19 protein-coding genes and 2 pseudogenes are annotated in these 18347 nt (G+C 62.3%); 13 read left to right on the top strand and 8 right to left on the bottom strand.

The features are described from left to right. Nucleotides 1–441, top strand: a 441-nt coding sequence (locus M3461_07480) for an NAD-dependent malic enzyme (GenBank protein MDQ3774203.1), incomplete at its 5' end; no start/stop codon positions are given. 145 nt (nucleotides 442–586) lie between these two features. On the opposite strand, the gene M3461_07485 is transcribed toward M3461_07480, so the two are convergent. The 4 genes from M3461_07485 to M3461_07500 all read right to left on the bottom strand — a co-directional run bounded on the left by M3461_07485 (nucleotide 587) and on the right by M3461_07500 (nucleotide 4469). Then, on the bottom strand, nucleotides 587–1591 hold the full coding sequence (locus M3461_07485; protein ID MDQ3774204.1) for a DUF3800 domain-containing protein: 1005 nt from the start codon (nucleotides 1589–1591) through the stop codon (nucleotides 587–589). A 107-nt stretch (nucleotides 1592–1698) separates the two neighbouring features. Then, nucleotides 1699–2340, bottom strand: a complete 642-nt coding sequence (locus tag M3461_07490; GenBank protein ID MDQ3774205.1) for a hypothetical protein — start codon at nucleotides 2338–2340, stop codon at nucleotides 1699–1701. Then, on the bottom strand, nucleotides 2337–2987 hold the full coding sequence (locus M3461_07495; protein ID MDQ3774206.1) for a hypothetical protein: 651 nt from the start codon (nucleotides 2985–2987) through the stop codon (nucleotides 2337–2339). The genes M3461_07490 and M3461_07495 overlap by 4 nt, the downstream gene beginning before the upstream one ends. Before the next feature lie 486 nt (nucleotides 2988–3473). Beyond that, a complete protein-coding gene (locus M3461_07500; protein ID MDQ3774207.1) occupies nucleotides 3474–4469 on the bottom strand; it encodes a CvpA family protein in 996 nt (331 codons plus the stop codon). 128 nt (nucleotides 4470–4597) lie between these two features. Here M3461_07500 and M3461_07505 point away from each other — a divergent pair. Beyond that, nucleotides 4598–4756, top strand: a pseudogene (locus M3461_07505) (DUF6516 family protein). After that, nucleotides 4737–5074 (top strand): annotated as a pseudogene (locus M3461_07510) (transcriptional regulator). Before M3461_07505 ends, M3461_07510 begins: the two co-directional pseudogenes overlap by 20 nt. Nucleotides 5075–5373: 299 nt before the next feature. Here the strand turns inward: M3461_07510 and M3461_07515 are convergent. Beyond that, nucleotides 5374–5568 carry a helix-turn-helix domain-containing protein gene (locus tag M3461_07515; protein MDQ3774208.1) on the bottom strand — a complete coding sequence of 65 codons (195 nt, stop codon included), beginning with the start codon at nucleotides 5566–5568 and terminating at the stop codon, nucleotides 5374–5376. Between the two features lie 130 nt (nucleotides 5569–5698). Here M3461_07515 and M3461_07520 point away from each other — a divergent pair, with 130 nt between their 5' ends. From M3461_07520 to M3461_07530, 3 genes are all read left to right on the top strand, one after another. Further along, the gene (locus tag M3461_07520) at nucleotides 5699–5941 is read left to right on the top strand and encodes a hypothetical protein (GenBank protein MDQ3774209.1); all 243 of its coding nucleotides are present in this window, start codon (nucleotides 5699–5701) and stop codon (nucleotides 5939–5941) included. Next, entirely contained in the window at nucleotides 5938–6300 is a 363-nt protein-coding gene (locus tag M3461_07525) for a type II toxin-antitoxin system VapC family toxin (GenBank protein MDQ3774210.1), read from the top strand. The genes M3461_07520 and M3461_07525 overlap by 4 nt, the downstream gene beginning before the upstream one ends. 99 nt (nucleotides 6301–6399) lie before the next feature. Further along, the gene (locus M3461_07530; GenBank protein ID MDQ3774211.1) at nucleotides 6400–6576 is read left to right on the top strand and encodes a hypothetical protein; all 177 of its coding nucleotides are present in this window, start codon (nucleotides 6400–6402) and stop codon (nucleotides 6574–6576) included. Nucleotides 6577–6967: 391 nt separating this feature from the next. Here the strand turns inward: M3461_07530 and M3461_07535 are convergent, their stop codons facing one another. Together M3461_07535 and glnE are read right to left on the bottom strand one after the other, a co-directional pair. Further along, nucleotides 6968–8260, bottom strand: a complete 1293-nt coding sequence (locus M3461_07535) for an ammonium transporter (GenBank protein ID MDQ3774212.1) — start codon at nucleotides 8258–8260, stop codon at nucleotides 6968–6970. A gap of 538 nt (nucleotides 8261–8798) precedes the next feature. Continuing rightward, complete coding sequence (gene glnE, locus M3461_07540; protein MDQ3774213.1) at nucleotides 8799–11582, bottom strand: bifunctional [glutamate--ammonia ligase]-adenylyl-L-tyrosine phosphorylase/[glutamate--ammonia-ligase] adenylyltransferase; 2784 nt, start codon at nucleotides 11580–11582, stop codon at nucleotides 8799–8801. A 473-nt stretch (nucleotides 11583–12055) separates the two neighbouring features. Here glnE and M3461_07545 point away from each other — a divergent pair, with 473 nt between their 5' ends. The 7 genes from M3461_07545 (at nucleotide 12056) to M3461_07575 (ending at nucleotide 17338) form a co-directional block, all read left to right on the top strand. Further along, nucleotides 12056–12976, top strand: a complete 921-nt coding sequence (locus tag M3461_07545; GenBank protein ID MDQ3774214.1) for a hypothetical protein — start codon at nucleotides 12056–12058, stop codon at nucleotides 12974–12976. Continuing rightward, on the top strand, nucleotides 12967–13152 hold the full coding sequence (locus tag M3461_07550; protein ID MDQ3774215.1) for a hypothetical protein: 186 nt from the start codon (nucleotides 12967–12969) through the stop codon (nucleotides 13150–13152). Before M3461_07545 ends, M3461_07550 begins: the two co-directional genes overlap by 10 nt. A gap of 267 nt (nucleotides 13153–13419) precedes the next feature. Beyond that, nucleotides 13420–14094: a hypothetical protein gene (locus M3461_07555; GenBank protein MDQ3774216.1), complete on the top strand. Its 675-nt coding sequence runs from the start codon at nucleotides 13420–13422 to the stop codon at nucleotides 14092–14094. A gap of 44 nt (nucleotides 14095–14138) precedes the next feature. Next, a complete protein-coding gene (locus M3461_07560; GenBank protein MDQ3774217.1) occupies nucleotides 14139–14513 on the top strand; it encodes a hypothetical protein in 375 nt (124 codons plus the stop codon). Then, nucleotides 14500–15720: a hypothetical protein gene (locus M3461_07565; GenBank protein MDQ3774218.1), complete on the top strand. Its 1221-nt coding sequence runs from the start codon at nucleotides 14500–14502 to the stop codon at nucleotides 15718–15720. The genes M3461_07560 and M3461_07565 overlap by 14 nt, the downstream gene beginning before the upstream one ends. Nucleotides 15721–15804: 84 nt before the next feature. Continuing rightward, nucleotides 15805–16287: a hypothetical protein gene (locus M3461_07570; GenBank protein ID MDQ3774219.1), complete on the top strand. Its 483-nt coding sequence runs from the start codon at nucleotides 15805–15807 to the stop codon at nucleotides 16285–16287. A gap of 100 nt (nucleotides 16288–16387) precedes the next feature. Further along, nucleotides 16388–17338: an HDOD domain-containing protein gene (locus M3461_07575; protein ID MDQ3774220.1), complete on the top strand. Its 951-nt coding sequence runs from the start codon at nucleotides 16388–16390 to the stop codon at nucleotides 17336–17338. Nucleotides 17339–17621: 283 nt separating this feature from the next. Here M3461_07575 and M3461_07580 read toward each other — a convergent pair whose 3' ends face one another. Then, nucleotides 17622–18128: a hypothetical protein gene (locus M3461_07580; protein ID MDQ3774221.1), complete on the bottom strand. Its 507-nt coding sequence runs from the start codon at nucleotides 18126–18128 to the stop codon at nucleotides 17622–17624. Nucleotides 18129–18347: the final 219 nt, after the last annotated feature.

Here is an 18347-nt window from a genome sequence, read left to right on the forward strand (position 1 = left end):
TCCAAGTCCGAGTGTACGGCGGAGGAGGCGTACGCGTGGTCGAACGGGCGCGCACTGTTCGCGAGCGGCAGCCCGTTCGCGCCGGTCCTCCTGAACGGCCGCACCTATGTCCCGGGCCAGGGCAACAACGCCTACATCTTCCCCCCCATCGGCCTCGGCGTGATCGCCGCGGCGGCGAAGCGCATCACCGACGAGATGTTCTTCGTCGCGGCTAAGGCCCTGGCGAACCAGGTCACGCCGGCCGATCTCGATCTCGGCCGCCTCTACCCCCCGTTCACGCGCATCCGGCCCGTATCGGCCACCATCGCGACGGCGGTGGCCGAGCTGGCCTACGAGCGCGGTCTCGCGCAACACCCACGACCCGCCGATCTGTCCGCGTTCGTGCGATCGCTGATGTACGAGCCCGTGTATCGCAGCTACGTGGAATGGAGCGCCGGATAGGGGCGCGCCGGGGCCGTTGCCGGGTCTGGCGCGCCGACGGGGTTAGGTCTTGCAATCCGACACAACCGCCGACATCGCAAGGTGGGGCATTCGTTCTAAGGGGGCCGATACAAAGGCATCCTGGTAAAGAGAGACGCCTATCTGCTTACTTGACCATCCGCTTGCTCTTCGTGGACATCAACCTCACCACGTCAGCTGTAGACTTATCGAGGGCCACCTCGTCTCCGAAGGAAACAAGTTTCAGTGACGGCGCATCATGACGTGCCTGCAGCATGAGTTTTCCCAGCTCTGCAGCGACAGCTTCATTGTTGACGAACTGCCTTCGAAGGCAGCGTCTGATCCCGGAAACTACGAGATCTGCTGCCTGGATCCCGGGCACTACTTTCGAATCGACGAATCGAATGTTCCCTCGGATCATCTTCTGGATGTTGAATGCTTTGTCGGCCTTGATTGCATAGTCTTGTCTCAAGTACGCGGGCGCCTTTCCGTCGATGAACTCGTACTGCTTCATTCTGCTGTAGTCGAAGCCATCGACTTTCATGAAGGGTTCGGTGAAAGACATGGTTTGGAGCAGCGCCGGACTAAGCTTCTCAAAGGCATCCTCAAAAGCGGTACGCGAGCTGTTCTTTTGGTCAACCCGCCATCTGAACTCACGGAGTGCGCCAGGAACTCGCTGAGCAAAGTAGTTAATTGATCGAGCAATCACATCGAACATCAGATAGATCTGACACACCAGTTGGACGTAGAGCTGCGGAGACAGATTCTCAAGCTGAGTGGCCATGAGTTCGACTCCCAATCTACCGCCTTCGTGCCTCATCTTATCAAGGTTCTTTCGTATCTGTGCGACTTGCTCCCGCTGATGCCTGCAAACTCGGTCTGTTGTATTCAGTCCAGCATCCGTCGCAGTGCAAAAGACTGCGACGTTGAGCGGCGCGAGTGCGGCGAGGAAGTGCAGATAACTGTCTTCGCTCAGCTCATGGAGCTTGACTTCCGCCGATGCCGAGCTACCAGGGCGCAATCTGATTCTCTGAACAAGTTGATCGATCTTTCTTCTGGCCGCTTCAGGTGCTGCGACTGCGGCGACGGCGTTCCATTTGCCGGTCGTCGAGGCGTTGACGAACGAGCCTGACTCGTCGATGTATATGTTCACGCGGCCCCGCGACTTCTAACGCCCAGGTTCAGGGATGGCCCTGACGCGCGAAGCGCGGTAGAGACGCCCCTGGAGCCTGTTGTTAGAGGGCATACAGGTTTGGAACCTCAACCACCCATCTTTCGATTGTGTTGACATCCGCGAGGTGTCCCTTGATATGAACTGCAGCGCCGCCTGCGAGAGCGCCCTGTAGCGGCGATGATTCGTAGGTGATGCCGAGGAGGCCGTACTTGAATAGATTGGTCCGCAACTGAAGCCGCTAAAATCTCTGATTGCAGGCGTAGATTCAAGCTCGCTGAAGAGAGAAAACGAATGGCCCCTGGATGATCTGGCACCTGCCACGGCATGGACAGCCGATAGTTCAGTCCCTGAGAGATTTGGTCTTTACCTCTGTCGGGCAAGCCCACCGCAACGGCAAATGCAACTTCCGAAAGCGGTGGGACAATACAGGTCTCAATATCCAGCGCGGACTTTCCGACGTACTCCGGAAAGTCTGGATGAAGTTCCTGGATGGCGATGTCTGGCTCTGATGTTACACGGTCCCCTGGTGGGATCAGAAAGAGATCTTGGACTACGTGATGCTTCTTCAACACAATGGTGTGCGAAAACTGATTGCCGGATTCCTTGACGCGGTTCCAGCAGTGACCCAACAACGTGCTTGCAAGTGATGCGTAGCGTGCGCCCCGAAAGCGAATAAACGTAATAGTGGCGCTCGGATCCTCTGCCGTCGGAGCCATCTCAACGTTCATCGCTGCTGACTCATCGTTTCTGGGAAGTCTTCTTGCTGACTGATATTTCCCTTTGCGGCGAAAAAGATGCTGCTCACGAGTGACGCTACACCGGCAACGAATGCGAAGATTAATGAAGCGAGGGCGACTGCGTACTCCAGGTCATTAGAAGTGTTCAACCCGAAATAGGCCAGGAATAGAGCCATAACGAACGGCGGGATGCGCCAAGAGGTCTTCAACGTGATTAGTATCGATCGCGTCCACTGTGCGCCCCCTGAGGAGGAGTATCCCTCCCATCGTAGGTAATCGGAATGCTGGCCGATAAATTTGCTGGATGCCCTCGCAAGCCCATTGAGGTAATTTGCGGAGAGCGTAAGGTGGGTGCTGTGATACGAGTAGAAGATGACGTAGAACGTACTCGCAAGGGATCCTATCGAGAGAATGAATGATGGAATAGCGGCGTGGTCTTTTTGCAGATGCGGTACGAGCCAGCTTGAGATGGCGACGACGGCGGCGATGTAGGCGCCGACGAGTTTAAACAACCGAGCGTCTTCTTCATGATTGATCTTGGCCACCCGGTCATAGCTTGCCAGCAGTGCGGCCCAAGCCTTGTCTCTCTGTGGATCTTCTCCAAGCTCTTGGTCGTGAAGATCTAGTTGCTCTTGCATAGCGATCTCCTGTTGAGTTCTAACATTATGTAGAAGGCGGCCCACGTGCAAAGTCTAGCACACGCCGCATCAAGTAGTTAGCACAGGTTCCACGAGCCCAGAGAAGATCTCTGGCGAAACCCTTGTGGACTTCGGGCATTCGATGACCGGCGCGAGGCGATGGCCCAAGTCTATCTTTCCGGGAGCTACGCCCTGAGGGAAATTGCAGCTCATTTCCGCGTACATGATGCTACGGTCAGTCGTGCTGTTCGGCGAGAGTGAAAACTCCGAACCGAGTCGAGACCACATGGGGACGGCAAAACATTTCATTGTTTGCAAGGATCTGACCCCGTTCTCCTCCACATTCCTCAGCGGAATAAAGTCAGCAGAAGACTGGATTTGGGACTCTCTTCGACCCAACTGGAATGCAAGCGCCCTCCGCCCCTCTCTCGTGTTCCTACTTCCTTTCATTCCTTCTGTGTAATCTGCGTAAGCTGCCGCCAGCTTTCAATTGCGAAACGCTTGAGACACCATGAGCCCTCGAATCCCTCCATCCATAATCCCAATCCCGACGCGGCCGAAATCCTTATGCAGGATATTGGCGCGGTGGCCGGGTGAGTTCATTAGACCGGTGTGCGCGATCTGCACGGTGGGGGCGAGCGCGAGGTTTTCACCGGCGGTGACGAAGCGAACGTTCGCTTCGCGCATGCGATCGAAGGGGTCTCGACCCTCCGGCGTGTGGTGTGCGAAGTAGCCGCGTGCGAACATATCGGCCGAGTGTCCTCGCGCGACCTCAGTAACTTCTGGGTCGGGCGCGAGAGGTTTACGTCCTGCCGCGATGCGTTCCTTATTTATTAGTTGCAACATCCTGGCCTCTAGGTCGGGTCTCGGGCGCGACGTCGCAACCTTGTAAGGCAGCGCGACGCGCTCGTGTGATTCAGGTCGAACTGTAAGTAGGTTTAGCGTCTCGGCGATTGCGTCACCAAAAACTGGATGAAGCGCAGTTTCCAGACGCTCGGCGTAGCCGGCGAGACGGTTCACCGCGGCGCTCTCGCGAGCGCGCTCGCGCAGGCCTTCGTTGAGCGGTATCGAAAGCAGCAGCGCCGACACGATCGCCGCGGTTATCAATCCGTTTGCTAAGCCGGGTACGAGGCCAAGGAGTTGGTTGAGAGTTCGCTCGTGAACGTCTTTCGGCAAGCGCCTCAGCAGGGCATAGCCAATCAGACGAACAGCGAGACCGACAATGATCGCAACAAGCACAAACGCAATTGCTTGGTCCCACACTTCCGACCACACATTAACGTGCGGGCCGAGCCAATGCGCGACGGGCTGGTAGTAACGTAGACCCGTAACGAGACTCAACACCCAGCCAGCAAGATCGAGCACGCCATGAATGAAGCCGCGGCGCCAGCCGCTGAGTACACTGAACAGGACGAGCACCACGAGCAGGACATCGATTGCGTTGTATGGCATATCGTGGAACATTAAATCAGAGGCATCCATCAAGATGACAATCGGAAGGCTCCTTGGAGTGCGGTGCCTTCACCCCTTCGGAGACAAGTATGTTGCATGTCAGGTCGCTCGTCTAGAATAAACAAAACGAGAGTAGACTTATTCGGGGAGGGAACGAGGGACGCTGCGTGCTGCGCTATGACAACGAGCCGGGCAAGGGTGATCATCGGCACGTCGGCGATCAGGAGATGCCTTACGCCTTCTCGACGCCTGGTCGGCTATTCGATGATTTCTATGAGGACGTGGTGAGGTGCTTGTATGAAAACCGTGACGCTTAAGGTATGTCCGCGAGAGGACGTGAAGCGCCGTTTTGTACGCGCGTTCGAGGGCAAGGCCAAGGTGCTTGCATCAGCTTCGAGACTTCGGCGCTATTGTTCCGCGTGCTCTCCGGCAAACGCTGGGAACTGCTTGCGACCATGACCGGCGCAGGGCCGATAACCATCCGTGAGGCGGCAAGACGCGCAGGCCGCGATATCAAGGCGGTACATGGACACGTCCGTGCGTTACTCCATGCCGGGATCCTGCGCAAAACAGAGACTGGCAAGGTGGAGTTCCCTTTCTACGCCGTGCATGTCGATTTCAAGCTGCAGGCGGCTGAGCGAGCGCAGGCTGGGAGAGGGGCGCATATTCAGACTGCGGTGGAGCCAGGTAGCTTGGACATCGCCCACCGTTTTGCGACGTGATGCGGCGCATGGCTGGGTCAGGCCTATAACTATGCACCGAACTCCGCTTCTTCAACAGGTGCGGGCCGTGCGGCGGACCGCCCTGCGCGGGCATCGGCCCTACAGATGCCTCGCTTCCGATCGGGATGGAATCGGCGTTATCGATGGCGCGTGTACACGCAGAGGTGATCACATGCAGCGGACGGCCCACAAAGCAGGCTTCCGCCCTGCGCTCAAGCGACCTGTTGGATTTGCAACTGCACTGCTAAACCCGCCCGAGCAGCCAACAGCACCAAGGCATCCAGGTTGTATTTATCGATCCGTCCTCGTAATAGATCATTCAGCCGCGGCTGCGTCATCCCCAAACGTTCGGCTGCCTCCTCTTCCGCCCAAGTGGTATGGGAGGTGCAGCCCGTGTAGGATGCGATGAGGAACGAACCGCATCGCTCGCGGAGGTGGCACTCGTGGTCTCGCATGGCGGTGGCACGTCGTCGATCGCTGTGTGCTCCTTGACCGTGGTATCATCAGTCACACAGAGCGACGACTTCTGGAACAACCATGGTTACGATCACCCGTAAACTTGAGATCCTTGAAGACCGCACGTTGGTCATCAAGCTGCCGGACACGCTACCACCGGGTCCGTATGAGGTCGTGGTTATCGTCCGTGAGGAGACGACCACCGACCGTACTTCCTCGGACTCGAACGCCGAAGAACTCATGCGCTTCGCCGGAACCATCCAAAGCTTTTCGGGGATCGATGGACTGGAATACCAACGTCATATCAGGGCCGAGTGGGAATGACCTTCCTGCTCGACACGAACACGGTCATCTACCTCATCAATGATCGCCTGGCCATGGTGCTTCCGGCCGGACGATACGGGGTTTCTGTCATCACGGAAATCGAGCTGCTATCGTTCCCAGACCTACAGGCCGATGAGGAACAACGCATCCGTACCTTTCTTGCTGTCGCTGACCGCGTGGCGATCAGCGAGCCGATTCGCGACCAGGCGATCACGTTGCGCCGCCTGCATAGACTGAAGATCCCCGATGCCATCATCGCCGCCACCGCCATGGTGGGAAATGCTGTGTTGTTCAGCAATGACGGAAAGCTAGCAAGCATTCCCAATCTGCAGATCAGGGCCATTCCGCTCAAGGGTTGACGAGAGGATCCGCCACCGCCTTCGCCTTCATCTCAGTCCGCTCGCTCAAGCGATCGTAGGGCGCGTGCCCGCGCCATTTATTGGCGGTATGATTCTGTCATGCCTGATTATCGTCGCCCCCATGTACCGGGTGGCACGTATTTCTTCACCGTCAACACCTATCGGCGCCAAAAATTTTTCGCCGATGCCGATGTACGCTCGGCGCTGCGGGGAGCGATCGGAACGCCTCGTTTGACCCATGCGTTTGTGATCGAGGCTTGGGTGTTGCTGCCTTGACCAGATGCATGCCCTCTGGACATTGCCTCCCGGATTAGGGTTTCTCCCACCGCTGGCGTGTCGTCAAGCCGATGGTCACGCAGCGCTGCCAAAGGAGACTCGATCGACCTGAATGGATGAACGCGCGCCGCAGAAAACGGAACCAAAGCACGTGATGGCACCATCGATTACGGGAACATCTCGTCCGCGATGAGGCCATTGGAACCCAGTAAAGCATGCGTACGTCGCACAGGTGACCCGTGGCCGTATTCGAGCTTCCATCGGTATGTCAAACTGGGGTGGCTGCCAGCAAATTGGGGAAGCAACATCGAATCACTCAACGGCGCTGACTTCGGCGAACGAGTTGGCGCGGACACGCGCCCTACGCCCGCTGGTAAACGACGAGAGTCGACTACAAATTGTAGCCCTTCTCGTTGTGCAGCACGGTGTCGAGCCCCTCCGTCTCCTCCTCCGCCGTCACACGCAACCCCACGAGCGCGTCGCTCAACTTGAGCAGGACAAACGTGACCACCGCGGACCACACCGCCGTGGCGAGCACCCCGGTGAGCTGCACCCGAACCTGGTCGGCCATGCTCACCCCTTCGGGATAACCCACGCCGCCGAAATAGGCCGCTGCGAACACCCCGGTGAGCGTCGTGCCGAGCGCGCCGCCGACCCCGTGTACCGGGAACACGTCGAGCGAGTCGTCCACGCGCAGAGAGCGCTTCATGACGTTGGTGGCGATGAAGCACAGGATGCCGGCGGCGGCGCCGATCGCGAGCGCGCCGATCGGGCCCACGAAGCCCGAAGCCGGTGTGATCGTGCCGAGCCCGGCGACCATGCCGGTCACGATGCCGAGCACAGAGGGCTTGCGGTAGCGCACCCATTCGCACAACATCCACGCGAGCGACCCCGCGGCCGCGCCGATGTGTGTCACTAGCATAGCCATCCCGGCGGCGCCGTCGGCCGCAAGCGCGCTACCAGCGTTGAACCCAAACCAGCCCACCCAGAGCATGCACGCGCCGGTTACGGTCATGGCGAGGTTGTGCGGTGGCATAGGGGTTTCCGGAAAGCCCTTACGCCGGCCCAGCACCAGCGCGGCGACCAGCGCCGCCACGCCTGCGTTCAGGTGTACGACGGTGCCGCCCGCGAAATCCATGATGCCCATCTCCTGCAGCCACCCGCCGCCCCACACCCAGTGCGCGATCGGCACGTAGACGAAGAGCAGCCAGAGCAGGCTGAAGAGCAGCATGCCGGAGAACTTCACGCGCTCCGCGTACGCGCCGAGGACAAGCGCCGGCGTAATGATGGCGAACGTCAACTGGAACATCGCGAACACGGTCTCCGGAATAGTGCCCTTGAGCGTGCTCACGCCAATGCCGGACATGACGGACTTGGCGAACCCGCCGTACCACTGGTTGTACGCGCCGCCGTCCCCGAACGCGAGGCTGTAGCCGACCATCAACCAGGCGAGCGTGACTATGCAAGTGATCGAGAAGCACTGCATGAGAACAGACAACACGTTCGTGGCGCGCACGAGCCCGGCGTAGAAGAGCGCCAACCCGGGGAGGGTCATGAACAGAACCAGTACCGACGATGTGAGCATCCACGCCGTATTCGCCATGTTGAGCTCCGGCGGCTCGGCCGCCCCGGCGATCGACGCATGGATCAGCAACGAAACTAGCAGCGCTAGCTTATATGTCATGGCCCCCTCCCCTTGATTGCTTTGGCGCGCCAATCTACTCCGCGCCCCGTCAAAACACAAAGCGCCCGGCTACGAGGCGTGCTCGCCGCAGCTTCGCCTGCCAACCGATGGCGGAGGACGGATGGCCGGTCCAACCACGCGCGAGGGGCTGCGATCATGCAAACCAGGCGTCGATACCGGAGGGAGCGCGGCCCTTATCGCGGTCGGGACCGGCACAGGGACCGAATGCCTGGCCGGTCCGAACGCCGGTGTGGCAGATCCAGGGCCGTCCTAGACGCACGATTCCGTGATAGGGGAGGTGGCCGGCGGCGTTATCGCCGGAGTGTGATCCTGATCTGTGTCTCGTGGGTTCCGCCCTGGTTGTGGATCTGCAACCGGCCGCGGAGGGTCGTTCGCGTGGTCGTACGAACGATGTGCCTGCCCCGTGGGGCGAAGTGATGCAGACCAGCGATCGAAGTCGGCCGGGCGTAAACGGCAGTGATGGCTTCTGGAAAAACGGTAGCGAGCGGCCCCTGGGGAATACCAATGAAAACGGCCCTTACTGTTCCAGAAGGCGCCGCCAAAGCGCCCCGACCCGCGCGCGTTCGGGCTCGAGCTCGCGCTCGCCCACCAGCGCCGGGCGCTCCGCCAAGGCCAGGGCGTGGAGCCGCTTGCGGTAGGCGAAATTGGCCTCGGTCAGGGCCGCGGCGTCGTCGCGTGTCAATACCCCGGTGTCCCCGAGGATGGCGAGGAGACGGCAGTTTTCGGTGTGCGTGGCGAGCACCGGCCGGGAGGCTGCCCAGCGCAAGACGGCGTATTGCACCAGAAACTCGATGTCGGTGAGCCCGCCCTCGCCCTGCTTGAGGTCGAAGCCGCCGGGGGTGCGGTTTTCGAGCTCTGCGCGCATGTGCGCGCGCATCTCGCGCACCTCGCGCCGGAGCTCCGCCCCGTCGCGGACGCGCGCGAGGGTCTCCGTGCGTATCGAAGAGAAGCGCTGCACGGCGTGGCTGTCGCCACCCACAACCCGTGCCCGCACCAAGGCCTGGTGCTCCCAGGTCCAGGCGTCGTGCGTCTGGTACTCGCGGTAGGCCGAGAGGCTGCTCACGAGGAGCCCCGAGGCACCGCTCGGGCGTAGGCGGGTATCGACGTCGAAGACCTTGCCGGCCGGCGTCACGGTGGCGAGGAGATGGATGATGCGTTGCGCCAGGCGGGTGTAGCGCTCCTGCAGGGCGGCCGGCCCCTCGTACAGGAATACGAGGTCGAGGTCGGAACCGTAGCCGAGCTCGATGCCGCCGAGCTTGCCGTAGGCGACGACCGCGAACGCCCCCGCGGCGGTCTCGGGACCGTGGCGCAGCTCCAGGTCTCGTTGCGCGAGGGCCAACGCCGATTTCAACACCGTTTCGGCGATCGCCGAGAGGTGGTCGCTGACCGCAGGGACCGGCAGGATCCCCGCGACATCGGCGGCCGCGACCCGCAGGAACTGGGCATGTTTGAAGTGCCTGAGTGCGTCCATCTCCTGTTCGAGATCGCCTGGAGACACGTGCGAGAGCTGCGCCGCGAGCGCGGCCGTGAGCTCGCGGGCGGTCGGCGGCGCATACAGGGTCCGGGGATCGATCAGCTCGTCGAGCAGCACGGGCTGGCGCGCCAGGTAGCTCGCGATCCAGGGGCTGGCCGCGCACAGCTCGACCAATTGCCGGAGCGCGGCGGGATGCTCCTCGAGGAGGATGAGGTAGACGCTGCGTTTGGCGATCGCCTCGACGATGGCGAGCACCCGCCCGAGGGTGGTCGCTGGCTCGCGTAGCCGGGCCGTCGCCGCGAGCAGCGCGGGCAGCACGCGATCCAGGCGCTCGCGCTCCACCGGGGTCAGGCGGCGCACCGCGGCGCTGGCATAGAGGGTATCCAGTGCGCGGAGGGCCGGGTCGGGATCGGTGAAGCCGAGCGCCGCGAGGCGTGAGACGCGCTCTGCGGTGCCCTGCCGAGGTTGCCACGGGGCCCCATCCGGCGCTTCGGGGCGCAACACCAGGCGGTTGAAGTGATGCTGCACGCGTTCCCGATGAGCGTCGAGCGCGGCGAGGAATGCCGCCCAGTCCGGATACCCCATGCCGTAAGCGATCCGAGCGCGGGGGACGTCTCGTTCCGGCAGGGCCTGGGTCTGGCGATCGTCGATCTCTTGGAGGCGGTGCTCCGTGGTGCGCAGGAACGCGTAGGCGCCGGACAGGTCCGCGACCGCCGCCGCCGGCAGGTGGCCGAGCCTCGCCAAGTGCTCGAGGACCTCGAGGATCGGGCGGGCCCGGAGGATCGGCCGCCGTCCCCCGTGGATGAGCTGAAAGGTCTGGCCGATGAACTCGATCTCCCGGATCCCCCCGGGTCCCTGTTTGATGTTGGACGCGAGCCCCTTGCGTTTCACCTCCTCGTCGATGAGCCGTTTCATCTCCCGCAACGCCCCGATGGCCCCGAAGTCGAGGTAACGACGGTAGACGAACGGCAAAAGGCGCGCGACCAACCGTTGTCCTGCAGCGGCATCGCCGGCCGCGGGCCGCGCCTTGATGAGGGCATAGCGTTCCCAGTCGCGGCCGTGGGCCTCGTAGTAGCGCTCCAGGGCGTCGAAGCTCATCACCAGCGGTCCGGCGTCGCCGAACGGGCGCAGCCGCATGTCGACACGGAACACGAACCCGTCGGCGGTCACCTCGGAAAGCGCCCGGATGAGCCGTTGTCCCTGGCGCTCGAAGAAGGCCTGATTGGACAGGGTACCCGGTCCCCCGCGGGTCTCCCCCTCCGCGGGGTAGCACAAGATCAGGTCGATGTCCGAAGAGAAATTGAGCTCTTGTGCCCCGAGCTTCCCCATGGCGAGGACGATCAAGGTCTGCAGAGCGCCGGTGCCGTCGCACGGGCTTCCCAGGGCCGCCACCTGAGCCCGGTGCAACCAGCCGAGCGTCGCTGCCAGCACCGCATCGGCGAAGTCCGACAGCTCGGCCATGGTGTCGGCGAGCCCGGCATCTCCCCGGATGTCGCGCCAGGCGATGCGTACCAGCTCCCGATGGCGCAACCGGCGCAGGCGGCTCATAAGCGCGGCCTCATCTTCGGCGCCCGCCGACGCGGCCTCGGCCCGTGCCCGGTACTCGGCCGCCGTGAGCCGGCGCCCGAGCTCTCCGCTCGCGAGGAGCTCCGCCAAACGGCTGGGATCACGCGCGAAGTGACACGCGACGAAAGGGCTACAGGCGCACACCTGCCTGAGCGCCTGGCAAAGGCCCGGGTCGGGTCCGGGGCACAGCGCCGGGTGGAGTTGCTCCCAATAGCGTTCGGACTCTGGGCGCAGTAGGGGAGGTGGTTCCGCCGGGTTCATGAGATCTCCTCCGTTCCGGGGCCGTTGGGGCCGGTGCCGCGACGGACAGCGCCGGCGTTGCCGCAGACCGAACCGGTGCCCTTATGAGCAGGAGAAAAGCCTAGACCCCGGTCGTGGTGCCAGCAAGCCCATGCGTGTGGCCACGGGTTCGGCGCACGGGGTACGCCGCTCAGCGGGGGTAGCGTCGAGGTTTGTCATGCGTCCCGGCAGGCGGGAGAATGCCCGGTACGCCGGTATGGCCCGGTGTGACCGGCTCCGGCGGTTCGACCGCGGGCGGCGAGCCGGCCCGCGGGGGCACGGCGACTCGGATGGCGGTAACGCCTCGCACCGGGCAGCCTTGGCGGGGTCCTCGGGGGCGGCGCTTGCGCTCACGCGCGACGCGCGTACCGATCGCCCGGCGGCGCCGATTGCAGGTGCGCCTAGGTTTGCGCCGCGAACCGATGATCCGCCGAGCCAGTGCAAACCGCGCCGACATGGCCGGTCCCGGGGCGCGGGCCTTTGGGTGGGCGGCGGGCCTCAGGAGGGTTGCCCGCCCGGCGGCGCTCCCCGGCCTCGCCGTGCTGCTCGCCTTTGCTTCGCCGACGGACGCGGCGGAGTATTTCGTGCGCCCCACCATCAGCGCTGCGCTGGACTACGATGACAACCGCCGCTTGGACCCGGTCAATCCGGAGGACGTGCTGACCCAGCGGTACTTTCCCATGCTCTTGTTCGGGGTCCGAATGCCGGCGGTCAACACCCTGGGGATCGCGCGCGCCGAGATCATCCAGGCGTCCGATGACGAGCTCGATCGCACCAACGGGTTCATGCGCCTGAACACGACCTACACGACACCGCGCAACCTCTGGGACGTAGATGCGGAGTGGCGCCAGGATGCTACGCTCGACACTTCGATCGTCGACCCCGGGCAAGCCGTGGGAGAGCCGACTACAACCGATGATCCGCTGGATCCCACAGCCGATGATCTGCTGGATCCCGACGTGAGAGATCTGGTGCGCCAGGAGGTACAGAGGACCAAGGTGAGGTTCCGGCCTACTCTGACTCATGTGCTGACGCCAAACCTCAACCTCGAGCTCGGCTATCGATTCAGCTCGACGACATTCGAAGACGTCCCAGGGACGGATCTCGAAGACAGCACGGTGAACACGGTGGTCGGCGGACTGCCCTACCAATTGACGCCCATCGACACGCTCATCGGGCGCGTGGATTATGCGCATTTCGATTCCGACGCATCCGTGTTCGACCAGGCAGCGTGCTCGGGGGCCTCGGCCACAGTTTCTCGAAGACGTTCGACCCGGAACTGCTGCTCGGGGCGACGTACACGACTTTCAAGGAAGAGGCTAGCGCCGACAATCCAGGCGATTCCGGGGACGACACCACCTTCGCGGTGTATCTGACGGCGGAGAAGGAACTGCGCCCCGGCAGCGTGACCGCCTTCTTCCAGCGCGATGTCGGTGGCGGCGGCTTCGGTTTTGCCCGTCGCGGCACCCAGCTCGACGTGCTCTGGGATACCATCATCGTCCCGGATAGGTGGTTCTTTTCTCTTGCAGGTCAGGCAATCAACACGCGTTGAAAACGCTGGGCTACGCCTAGGCCGGCACGCGGGACGATCCAGAGGATCGGGCCGGGCGATCGAGGTACGCCTCGCACCGAGGTCGCCCCTCACCCCAACGCTCATGTCGTCTTGTCGTCACCCCGGACAATGAAAGATGACTTTCACGGCAACCCTTCGAGCATGATTTCCAATATTCGCAGGCGCCTCAAGGGTGCAACAGAAGAGGTATCGCTTCCCGCCCCGGCACGGGCCGCGCGCCGCCGTGACGCGCAAGGATGGCCCGGTATGGACCCTGGGCCGGAGCGTGTCATCGAGGCGGGGATCCTGTGGCTGTATCGCGCCCAGGATTGCTCGGCATCCCGGGACGGCGGGGCGGCACGGCATTACAGCCTGGTGAGCGGCTGGGCGTCGTCTTATCCGGAAACGACCGGCTACATCGTCCCGACCCTGATCGCGTACGCGACCTTGGAACGAAACGCCGAAGCACGACGCCGCGCGCGCACGATGCTGGACTGGCTGGTGTCGATTCAGTTGCCGTCCGGCGGGTATCAAGGGGGGTGCGTGGACACGGAAGACCGATCACCCGTGACCTTCAACACCGGTCAGATCCTCATCGGGCTTGCGGCCGGGGTCGAGGAATTCGGGGACTACCGAGAGCCGATGCAGCGCGCCGCCGACTGGCTCCTGGAGACGCAGGATCCAGACGGGTGCTGGCGTCGCCATCCGACGCCATTTGCAGAGCCGGGGGAAAAGGCCTACGAGACCCACGTCTCGTGGGGCCTGTTCGAGGCCGAGAGGATAGCGCCGCAGCGCGGCTATGCCGATGCGGCCCTGGCCAACGTCCGCTGGGCCCTCGCCAACCAGCGGGAGAACGGATGGCCGGACAAGTGTTGTCTCAGGGATCCGGCGCGGCCCTTGACGCACACGATCGGCTATTTTCTGCGAGGTATCCTGGAGTAGCCTACCGCTTTTCGAAGGATAGCGCCTTCCTGTCGGCGGCCCGAGTGACGGCCGACGGACTCCTCAAGGCCGTCAGGCCGGACGGGTACCTGGCCGGCCGTCTGCGCGACGATTGGTCGCCCGGGGTGAGCTGGGTGTGCCTCACAGGGGCCGCGCAGATCGCGCAGTGCTGGCTCATGCTCTACCGCTATACCGGAGACACGCGCTACCTGGAGGCGGGACGCACGGTGAATCGGTGGGTTCGCTGCACCATCGATGTAGGCGGAGCACCGGACACGCGCGGGGCGGTCAAAGGTTCCTTTCCGATCGATGGCGACTACGGGAAGTACCAGTATCTGAACTGGGCCGCGAAGTTCTGCATAGATTCGAACTTGTTGGAGAGGGAGCTAGCCCGCGAGACCCGGCATGACGGGCGCTGATCGGCGTGCGCTGTGGCTCGAAGCCATTGCCCTCTGCGCCCTCGCGGTTGCCGTTCGCCTCCCCCATCTGGACCACCCCCCGATATACGACGAGCTCTACCATGTTCTGACCGGGAGGTCGTGGAGCACCGAGGGGACGCTGCGGATCGCTGATGGCGAGTACCGGAGATCCTGGATGTTCAGCGCCCTCACCGGCTGGATGTTCTCTATCTTCGGCGAGAGTCTGACGGTGGCCAGGGTCGTCCTGCTCATGGCCGGCGCCGGCCTGGTGGCGGCGTTGTTCGTCTGGACCCGAGCGGTGGCCGGGCGACCCGCGGCGTGGATCGCGGGGCTGTTCCTGTGTCTGTCGCCTCAAGCGATTGCCCTGTCTCAGTTCATCCGTTTCTACACGCTGCACGCCCTCGCATTCTTCGCCGGCGCGATCAGCCTCTATTTCCTAGTAGCTCGATTGGGCCGGTCCGGTATCGGGACGGCGGCCTGGGCAGCGTCGGCCGTATTGAGTCTGTCGTTCGCGGTGCACCTGCAGATCACGACGGCGATCGGTCTCGCCGGTCTTTTCGGTTGGGCTGCCCTCGTCCTCGGACCGAAGGGGCTCTGCGCCATGCGGGACAATCCCGCGCTGCGGTGGGGCGCGGCCGCCATCACCGTTGGCGGTGTCCTGCTCGTGGCGCTGGCGTTTCACAGTGGAACCGTGGCACGGCTCTGGAAGCTGTATAACGAACAGGCACTTTGGGCGCAGGGCATGGGGTTTCGTTTCTATCATCGCGTATTCGCCGGTAGTTTCCCCACATTCTGGAGCCTGCTGCCCCTGGCAGCGCTTGTCGCGTTCGTGAGAAGGCCGGGTCCCACACTGTTCTGTGCCTGCATTCTCGTCGTGGCTTTTTCGTTTCATTCCTTCGGTGGCATGAAGGCGGCCCGCTATGTGTTTTATACGACGCCGTTCCTGTTCGCCATCTGGGGGATGGCTTTGGCGGAGCTCGTGCCGGTCATCGGACAGCTGCTGCGCGAGGCGACGGCCCAGGCAGCGCGCTTCGGACGCCGGCGCGGATGGGGACCTCGGTGCAGGGGATGGTGGTCTTGGCGGCCGGGCTATTCCTCGTCGGCAGCAATCGGGCTTTTATGGAATCCTACCGCATTCTGCGCTACGGCCCCATCGATCTCCATCCTGGCTACTCCGTCGATTGGGCCGCGGCGAGCGAGGTACTGAAACCGATAGCCGGTCGCTCCGATGTGATTCATTACGACCAACGCGCTGGCGGCGATCTACTACCTTGGCGATTATGATTTCGACATGAACGTCAGCCATCTCGCTGAGGCGGATCCGTTGCGCCGCGAGTTTACCGTCGACCATGAGACGGGACGGCCGGCGATCAGCACGCGGCGGTCCCTGGAGCGTGTCGTCGCCTGCCACGCCTCGGGTCTGTTCGTCACGGACCGGTGGCGGCGGCACAACGCTCGGACCGGGATCGCGGCGCACGCGGCCCGCTTCCTCAGCGATCATACCGTTGCCGTCGATCTTCCCGAAGAATGGAACGTACTGGCTTTCACCTGGACCCACAACCCGGCGACTCCTGTATCGGAATGCCCCGCGCTGCGGGGCAAACCGGCAGGCCCCCTGAGACCGAAGGGTGATTCGAGCGCCGAGGCGCACTGGATGCCCGAAGATCGAGGTTGGCGTGGATCTCGCCTAGGGCTTGGCGATCGCCGTCTCCGCCCGCTGCGAGTCGAGCGGGGTCGACGCGGCCGCGCGGTCCGAGCAGGCGATCCGGGCTGATCCCCCATCAAGGCGGGTTAGCGGCCGGCGATAGGGGCGCGGTCCGGCATGGGCCGAACCCCGTCACTACCTAAGGACTTTCAGGTTCAAAGAGGGAACGATGAACGCAGTCAGTGCCAACCACGTTGCCCCAGGGGCATCCAACTACGATCTCCTGGCCGACGCACTCAACGGGCTTTACATCGACGGCGACGATAGCGACGATATGACGCTGAACCGTCTGGAGATCAGTTTGCAGCAGAAGGTGAAAGCGGTGATCGATGGGGAATATCCCCTGGACAGCCTGCCGATATTCCCGACCACCGCTTCCGCCCTGTTGCCCCGCCTGAACGACTCGGAGGTGAGCTTGGAGCGCATCGAGCCAATGGTCGCGCAGGACCCGGCGCTCGCGGCGGAGGTCATCAAGCTCGCCAATGACGGCTTTCTCAAGCGTTCGCTGAAGCCCGTGACCAGCGTGGAACAGGCCCTTGGGGTACTGGAGATCGAGCAGTTGCGGACGACCCTGCTGAAGGCCCTGCTGCGACCGAGCATACCGATCAAACCGATCTTCTACAACCTGGTCGGCAGGCCCCTCTGGGATCATGCTCGCGACTGCGCGACGGCTTGCAAGACGCTGGCGCCGAACCACCAGATAGACGCGGACGACGGTTATCTCCTCGGTCTCGTCCACGATGCGGGCAAGCTCGTGATCTTCAAGCTCCTGTGCTCGGCGTTCCGGGCCACCAGCGCAACGGTGTCGCCCCGGGCCGGGATCGTCGCGGGCATGGTGCAAAGATACGCCAACGAGCTTTCGCACCGTTTGGCCCAGCACTGGAATTTCCCCGGGAGCCTCCTGGACGCGATCGAAGTGCAGGGAGCGACCGCACCGGCGCGCATGTCGGCGCTCGGTCGCACGCTGTTTCAGGGCAACCTGGTAGCCGAGGCCTATGTGGTCATGCAAAAGCACAGGTTCTCGCGCTCGACCCTCGACGAGGCCTTGCGCAGATTCGATCTGTCCCTCGACCTCGTCTACTCCATATTCCCCGCGGCCCCGCGCCCCGCGGCGCGCTAACGCGTAGGAACGAACTGCATCAGCACCTCTATGTTGGTGCGGCTCTTTCAGAACGACCGTCAACCGGCCTCTGAAGCCAGCGGTTCGCCCTTTGAGAACAGTATTTCCAGTGGTGGTGTCTGGTCGCATCATGGTCGTGCTTTTCCAATAACCCTCAAGGCTCTTCGGTGTGGGCCAACGATAAAACTAAGCCGCGCCCGCCACCGAGCCCTGAAGAAGCGAGCAGCTATCCCAGGCGTCGGCTTGAGTGCCAAGTTAGGCCACGAAGGGCGTAATAGCTTTGTTAACGAAAATACTCTGGATACTCTCTGAGAAGCGTGGATAAGTCAGCTTTGGCCTTTTCTATGGTCTTCTGCTGGACACGCGAATCGATTAATAAATTTGTTCGTAACCCATCCAATACTCCTGCACAGACAAACGCTTTAGCCCGATGCTCGGCAATTTTTAGTACATTGTTTACCCCGGTTGCCGCTGTTCCAATAAGTGTGAATAAAGCAATCAGGCCACATACATTTCGCCAGCCTTTCGGCAACTCACTTGGGGTCTTTCCAGTGGTTGCCTCTGCCACTGGCCCAGCAATTGTCTTTCCACCAACAGCACTGTCACCAGCCAATGTTGCTGCTAAAAGCCCAAACAGCAATGAAATGACTAGCATAGCAGTGTTCAATCTTCGATAGCGACGTGCGTTTTTGTTAACCTTGACCAGGCGTTCGGCAAGCTCCTTGCGAAGCGCCTCACGGTCGCTACGAAGTGATTCAATCTCTTGTGAAACATTGTTACTGCGACCCATGTTTATGCCTCAATACCGTGTTGCGGCTTCCCAATGGATACAGGCCTAACGCCTAAATTAAGCCGAGCCGCAAAGCGGCTTCGGCTTGAATAAATTGTGTACGCCCGACATGGGCATGAACTTATGGGGTGAAAGTCCCCTGTAGGAGTACCGGTAATGTCCTATTGTAGGACAAATGCAACTACTAGCCGAAGGCAAGGGCAATCCCGCGAGGGGTGG

It is taken from the genome of Pseudomonadota bacterium (assembly GCA_030860485.1).
Lineage (GTDB): Bacteria > Pseudomonadota > Gammaproteobacteria > JACCXJ01 > JACCXJ01 > JACCXJ01.

Bases quoted from the DNA above. Each gene is read 5' to 3' on its own strand.
- M3461_07490 (MDQ3774205.1), bottom strand. From the start codon at position 2,340: ATGAACGTTGAGATGGCTCCGACGGCAGAGGATCCGAGCGCCACTATT.
- M3461_07495 (MDQ3774206.1), bottom strand. From the start codon at position 2,987: ATGCAAGAGCAACTAGATCTTCACGACCAAGAGCTTGGAGAAGATCCA.
- M3461_07500 (MDQ3774207.1), bottom strand. From the start codon at position 4,469: ATGGATGCCTCTGATTTAATGTTCCACGATATGCCATACAACGCAATC.
- M3461_07520 (MDQ3774209.1), top strand. From the start codon at position 5,699: ATGGTTACGATCACCCGTAAACTTGAGATCCTTGAAGACCGCACGTTG.
- M3461_07525 (MDQ3774210.1), top strand. From the start codon at position 5,938: ATGACCTTCCTGCTCGACACGAACACGGTCATCTACCTCATCAATGAT.
- M3461_07530 (MDQ3774211.1), top strand. From the start codon at position 6,400: ATGCCTGATTATCGTCGCCCCCATGTACCGGGTGGCACGTATTTCTTC.
- M3461_07535 (MDQ3774212.1), bottom strand. From the start codon at position 8,260: ATGACATATAAGCTAGCGCTGCTAGTTTCGTTGCTGATCCATGCGTCG.
- glnE (MDQ3774213.1), bottom strand. From the start codon at position 11,582: ATGAACCCGGCGGAACCACCTCCCCTACTGCGCCCAGAGTCCGAACGC.
- M3461_07545 (MDQ3774214.1), top strand. From the start codon at position 12,056: ATGGCCGGTCCCGGGGCGCGGGCCTTTGGGTGGGCGGCGGGCCTCAGG.
- M3461_07555 (MDQ3774216.1), top strand. From the start codon at position 13,420: ATGGACCCTGGGCCGGAGCGTGTCATCGAGGCGGGGATCCTGTGGCTG.
- M3461_07565 (MDQ3774218.1), top strand. From the start codon at position 14,500: ATGACGGGCGCTGATCGGCGTGCGCTGTGGCTCGAAGCCATTGCCCTC.
- M3461_07570 (MDQ3774219.1), top strand. From the start codon at position 15,805: ATGAACGTCAGCCATCTCGCTGAGGCGGATCCGTTGCGCCGCGAGTTT.
- M3461_07575 (MDQ3774220.1), top strand. From the start codon at position 16,388: ATGAACGCAGTCAGTGCCAACCACGTTGCCCCAGGGGCATCCAACTAC.
- M3461_07580 (MDQ3774221.1), bottom strand. From the start codon at position 18,128: ATGGGTCGCAGTAACAATGTTTCACAAGAGATTGAATCACTTCGTAGC.